Genomic DNA, 6,026 nt, shown 5'->3' on the forward strand with positions numbered 1-6,026 from the left:
CCCCCCATATCGCCCCCGCCACTATCCCGATTGAACCCCCGCCATTCCCCCACAGTCCACCCTACAGGCCCACCTTCCAGAGGCCCCAGAGGAGACACCCATGAAAGGTACCGCGCTTTCGGCCCTGTTCGCGGCCGCCACCCTGCTGGCTTCGCCGGTGTTCGCCGCCGAAGACCTTTGCACCACCAACCTGCAAAAGATCGACGACAGCATGGCCACTGCCGGCGCCACCTCCGAGGGCCTGGACAAAGCCATCACCGAGCACGTCGACAAAGCCAAGGCCGCCCAGGCCTCGGGCGACACCAAGGAATGCATTGCCATCACCAGCAAAGTGCTGGAGCGCCTGGAAAAAACCGAGAAAGGCAGCGGCACCGGCAGCGGCGGTGCGTAAGCCCGAAGGCGGGCGACAGGACCGGCTGTCGACGTCGCCCGCGCAATGCCGTATACTCCATCCCACGCGCCGTAAGGTGCGTTAGCGTAACGCTAGTGTGGGGCCGATTAGGATTCGACGCCGGTAGCGAAACTCTAGGTGCATGCCGAGTTGGTAACAGAACTCGTAAATCCACTGTTGCAACTTTTATAGTTGCCAATGACGAAAACTACGGCGCGGAGTTCAAGCTGGCCGCTTAAGCGGTCCTCTTGACCCGTTGCTTCTGGTAGCTTCGGCTCCAGCAATCACTAGGGGATGCCTGTAAACCCGAACTGATTGTCATACAGAACAGGATCGTCGCGTAGCACGTTGTGGGCGAAGTGACTAAAACTTACACAACTCATCCAAAGCACCCTGCCCGTCGGGCGGCTGCGGATTAAATCAGTAGACACGGCTAAGCATGTAGTACCGACAGCGGAGTACTGGCGGACGGGGGTTCAAATCCCCCCGGCTCCACCAAATGATCAATCAAAGACGTCCACGGACGTCTTTTTTTGTGCCTGCGATCCAGTAAATACGCGGCCTCCAGCGTTTTTGCGGTCTTTCAAGAGTTTTTGAGTTCCAGCCATTCTGGTATTCCAGGCGGTATTCCAGCTTACCCAGTGCTAATCTTTGGAATACCGAATCAGTGCTTGAGGACAATCTCATGCCTGCTCAAAACCTCCGCCTCTCCGATCGACAGCTCAAGGGAGTCAAACCGGCGTCCAAGGATTACGTCCTCACTGACGGTGATGGTTTGCAGCTCCGCGTACGCAGCAACGGCTCTTTGCTGTGGAATTTCAATTACCGCGAACCGGTGACCAAGAAGCGCATCAACATCGGCTTCGGGACCTACCCCGAACTGTCACTGGCGAACGCACGAAAGAAGGCAGTCGAAGCCCGCGAGCTGCTCGCTCAAGGCATCGATCCGAAGGTGCAGCGCAATACGTTGAATGAAGCCAAACGCGCGGAAACCGAACACACCTTCGAGAACGTGGCCACCGCCTGGTTTGAACTCAAGAAAGACTCGGTCACCCCGGCCTACGCCGAGGACATTTGGCGATCGCTCACGCTGCACGTGTTCCCCGATTTGAAGACGACGCCACTGACGAAGATCACCGCTCCGATGGTGATCGCATTGCTTCGCCCAATCGAAGCGAAAGGCAGCCTGGAGACGGTCAAGCGTCTCAGCCAGCGACTAAACGAGATCATGACCTACGGCGTAAACTCCGGCCTGATCTTCGCCAACCCGCTCAGCGGCATCAGGGCAGTCTTCAAGAAGCCCAAAAAAGAGAACATGGCTGCGCTTCCGCCCGAAGAGCTCCCGGAGCTCATGCTGGAGATCGCGAACGCCAGCATCAAACGCACCACCCGCTGCCTGATCGAATGGCAGTTGCACACGATGACTCGCCCCGCCGAGGCGGCGACCACTCGCTGGGCAGACATCGACTTTGAAAGGCGTGTCTGGACTATCCCACCGGAGCGTATGAAGAAGCGCCGTCCACACAGCATCCCGTTGAGTGATCATGCTGTCGCACTATTGGAGTCACTGAAGACTCACAGCGGCCATCGCGAATACGTCTTCCCGGCCGATAGAAATCCACGCACCCACGCCAATAGCCAGACCGCCAACATGGCATTGAAACGCATGGGCTTTCAGGATCGATTGGTCAGCCACGGTATGCGTTCGATGGCCAGCACCATCTTGAATGAACATGGGTGGGACCCCGAACTCATTGAGGTCGCACTGGCGCATGTCGACAAGGATGAGGTGCGCAGCGCCTACAACCGAGCCGACTACATTGAACGCAGACGACCGATGATGGCCTGGTGGAGTGAGTACATCCAGAAAGCCGCCACCGGCAGCCTGCTTGCCTCAGCATACGGTCAAGTCAGAGACAAGAACGTGGTACCGATCCGCTAGCTCTGTACGGCGCATGAATTGCAGAAACAACTGAACGTCCAAGATTCGGGGCAAGCAGCCTCGCTTATCTGCTTCTCAGCGCGGGTCCATCCAAACAGGGCTGCAAAGCCGCCCTGTTTGGATGGACCTCATTTTGAAGAGCTAAAGTCACGACGTTGTCCGAGATTTACCAAGTAATTCCACCGATGGATAACCGCTTTTCACGTCCTCAAGGGCGCTTAATTTCGGCCCTTGACCGGGTTTATCCACAGGCGTAGAACTGGCCGTGCAAAGGCTGTCGATGACAGCACCCCAGGTGACCCGAGCCTTAAAGGTCACGCCGCCCCCGCGGTGGTTCAGCCCAAGTACGATTCGCATCCGGCAGCTCGTACGGTCACTACCCATGTGATGGATGCTCTTACACATATAGCGCTCGTGCGCCAGATACACCGTACCTCGCTGCCCTGCAGCAACCTATCCGCTTTGCCGAATACTGCGCCAACCAGTGCCCGTCTCTTTCTTCTGGAAAGAGACGGGCACTTCTACCACTGCTGCAGCCCTGATCGCACATGGCTTTGCGGCATTCCCCCTCGTGACAATCGGCGTGACAAACGCCGATGTCACCAGCAACAGCGCTGTAGATGATGGTGCCGCAGACCAAGGAATGGACTGCACCTGACTGACAGTCAGGTATGCCCCGGTCATCGCATTGCTGCTTGCACATGGCTCAGGATCTTCAGGCGCTGATCTCGTCAGCCAGTGCTGCCTCCACCCGCCCACCGGCAACGGTGCTCAGGAGGCCAGATCATGAGATGCCCTTGCTCCCGGACGTAAGGAGCCGCCAGTCCCGCGAAGAGGACATTCCCCACAGGTCGCAGGGGCCTTGATCCCTGATAACACTCAGCATTCTTGGCGGGATGACGTGAGGGAGAGGTCGGTAACTTCGGGAGGATAGCTATGCAACTGTGCGAAGCCCAAGGGCCACAACACTCCCCCTTGCTGGAACAGGAAGTAGCGCCTCCGCCATAGCCGGCCGCGGCCATAGGTATAGCCAAGCTCACGCCAGTCCCCCTCGAATCCGTAACTACCCTGGCTTATCCATGATGCTTCGGGCACAGGAGGAGACTTTCGCAACAGTATCGTCAGTACTATTGACGAAATCCCGAGGAAGGGCTAAATTTGCCTACATGACAAGGTAGTACCAACGGTACTGTAATGGAATCTTAGGAGCCACAATGAAGAATGCGAAGCTGTATGGCGTGATTTTGCCCTGGTTGTGGCTGCTACAGAATTTCAGCTTTTACTACGAGCACTCGGTACCGGAGACCGGGTCAGGCTACACGACAAGCATTGGGATAAACTCCCACCTTGACCAATCAATGAAAATGAGTAAACGTCATTGAACATAAGAAGACTATCCGAAATCATAGACGTCCGCGCAGGTCATACCTTTAGGGGAAAAGCGGAGGACGAAAGCCGCAGCGATGGGTATAAATTAGTTCAAATTAAGGATATCCACGAGGAGGGTATTGAATTTTCCAACCTCCCTTTTGCCGCAGTCGAACCAGGGAAAGCAAAAAGTATATTGTACACTGGCGACATACTGATCCCTTTACGCGGAAACAGAATAGAGGCTGCATTAATTACATTGCCGACAGAACTAAACGTAATCACCACAAATCAAGTTGCAATCCTGAGCACACCAAAAAATGAAATAGAGCCAGCCTACTTATGCTGGTACCTAAATTCAAGCGAAGGTCGCTCAAAATTATCGCGAATCAAAGCCGGCAGCGCCATACCCAACATAGGCCTGAAGGATCTATCAGAGATTACGATCCCGATACCTAAGACTCACAACCAGATAAAGATAACTCAGATTTACAAGAATTGGATGACTCAAAAAAAAGTGCTCGAATCATTAGCTAGAAACGGCGAGGACATTCTTGACGTTTTTTGCACCACCCTACTGAGAGAAGACTCTTGAGCGATTTTGAACACTCCATCATCGACACTATCATCGATGACCTTCGGTCGAAGACACACCTTGACACTCAGGAATACACAGATTTTTTTGTTTGTATATTCTTTGTTATATATTCTTCAATTCACAATAGAATAATTGATGACCACTTACAAGCACTCCTTCGAGAGTCAATAAAAACATCACAAAATGACATAATAGTATCTACTCTTCTGCAGGCTGCAGACCAGATTGACAGTGCCTACAGCAATGAGTTGAGCCTAAGAATCGCCATACAGCATCTAACAGAGCGTGTAAGGAACCCGTTCGCCGTAACGGAAACATGTATTCAATTATACAAGCTAATATCAAGTCATATTTTCCCTACTGCCGCCGGTGGTTTTTTTGAAAAAATCATCCAACATTTTGCAGAGGCGCAAGGAAAAAGGGCTGGGGAAGCCTATACACCTCGCGAACTAGTGAAGATGATGGTAGATATTGTCGAGCCCATAGGCGGCGAAAGTTTATACGATCCCACCTGCGGATCTGGTGGCTTTCTGATTTCCGCCAACATAAACGCTTTAACATGCAAGCATAGTGGACCGCTTAAAATTTATGGAAGAGAGATAAACTCGTCAGCCGCACGAATAGCGAAAATAAACTGTATCGTACATGGAATTACCGACTTCGAGATTCGCAAGTCAGACTCACTCCAAGAGGTTGAGGCTTCAGCTTACGACATAGTACTTGCAAATCCCCCATTTTCGCTTTCTACGAGCAGCTACCAGTCAGGCATTACCACCTCATATTTCGACTTCGGCGCTCCTCCTCCAAACAAGGCTGACTTCGCCTTTTTACAGATGATTTTGAAATCACTCAAACCAGATGGACGCGCTGCAGTACTCGTTCCAATTGGAGTTCTATTTCGAGGTGGTTTAGAGGGGGCCATCAGGAGAAGCATTATCCAAAATGGATTAGTTGATGCGGTGATTGCTCTCCCAGGAGGAATGCTCAAAAATACTGGAATACCGACTGCAGTATTAGTTCTCAAAAAAACTGGAACCACCAACAAACCGGTTCTACTAATCGATTCGCCCGAAGCAGAAAAATATACAAATGACAATTTCTCGATGGAATCAAGAGCTCCATTTTACGCAACCCTAGAAATATATAAAACCCGAAGCGAATTTGAAGGAATTTCAAAACTAATAAAAATAGAACAACTTGAGAGCAACAGCTACAGCTTAAGCCCATCAAGATACATGGATAGCCAGCAGTCACAAAAAAACTCGATAACCACCCTTACTGAAAAACAGAAAACACTTGAAACACAACTATCAGCACTTCAAAAAGAATTTTTCGAACTACTAACTTCAAACTAACCGCCAACCTAACAAGAGCAAACAGAAAACGAAAACAATACTTTTAAGCTCTGCCAATGTGCAATGGCTCGCAATGCGAGCCATTGAGCTCAAGTAAAACTCAGACGCCACGTCCCAAGCTCTACTTCTATAAAATATAGATTTTCGCCCTCAAAATTACGGCTTTACTCCACGCTAATTATCAGACCCATGTTTCACAAAGCATTTCAGCCTGCGCTAGCACCATTTGCGTCGCTTCCTCTTGCTGATCTGGGGGGTATTTGTACTTTCGCAAAATTCGCTTTACCATCAAACGCAACTTCGCCCGTACACTGTCGCGATTGCTCCAATCCACTGTCACATTCTGTCGCAAGCTGCTAGTCAACTCATGAG

Annotated in this window: 5 protein-coding genes and 1 other RNA gene; 5 read left to right on the plus strand and 1 reads right to left on the minus strand. The window is 51.5% G+C overall.

The features are described 5' to 3' along the window. Positions 1 to 100: 100 nt before the first annotated feature. The 5 genes from APH35_RS27705 to APH35_RS28745 all read left to right on the plus strand — a co-directional run bounded on the left by APH35_RS27705 (position 101) and on the right by APH35_RS28745 (position 5,654). Positions 101 to 391, plus strand: coding sequence for a hypothetical protein (locus tag APH35_RS27705; protein WP_012274266.1), 291 nt, complete (start codon positions 101 to 103; stop codon positions 389 to 391). Between the two features lie 99 nt (positions 392 to 490). Then, positions 491 to 889, plus strand: a transfer-messenger RNA (tmRNA) gene (ssrA, locus tag APH35_RS27710). A 187-nt stretch (positions 890 to 1,076) separates the two neighbouring features. After that, the gene (locus tag APH35_RS27715) at positions 1,077 to 2,333 is read left to right on the plus strand and encodes an integrase domain-containing protein (RefSeq protein WP_051097997.1); all 1,257 of its coding nucleotides are present in this window, start codon (positions 1,077 to 1,079) and stop codon (positions 2,331 to 2,333) included. Positions 2,334 to 3,711: 1,378 nt separating this feature from the next. Continuing rightward, positions 3,712 to 4,296, plus strand: a complete 585-nt coding sequence (locus APH35_RS27720) for a restriction endonuclease subunit S (protein WP_060515821.1) — start codon at positions 3,712 to 3,714, stop codon at positions 4,294 to 4,296. Further along, positions 4,293 to 5,654, plus strand: a complete 1,362-nt coding sequence (locus APH35_RS28745) for an HsdM family class I SAM-dependent methyltransferase (RefSeq protein WP_177335403.1) — start codon at positions 4,293 to 4,295, stop codon at positions 5,652 to 5,654. The genes APH35_RS27720 and APH35_RS28745 overlap by 4 nt, the downstream gene beginning before the upstream one ends. 181 nt (positions 5,655 to 5,835) lie before the next feature. Here APH35_RS28745 and APH35_RS28750 read toward each other — a convergent pair. After that, a partial coding sequence (locus APH35_RS28750; protein ID WP_156341250.1) for a type I restriction enzyme endonuclease domain-containing protein occupies positions 5,836 to 6,026 on the minus strand: 191 nt, incomplete at its 5' end.

The sequence above is a fragment of the Pseudomonas sp. NBRC 111132 genome, from assembly GCF_001320565.1.
GTDB lineage: Bacteria > Pseudomonadota > Gammaproteobacteria > Pseudomonadales > Pseudomonadaceae > Aquipseudomonas > Aquipseudomonas putida_P.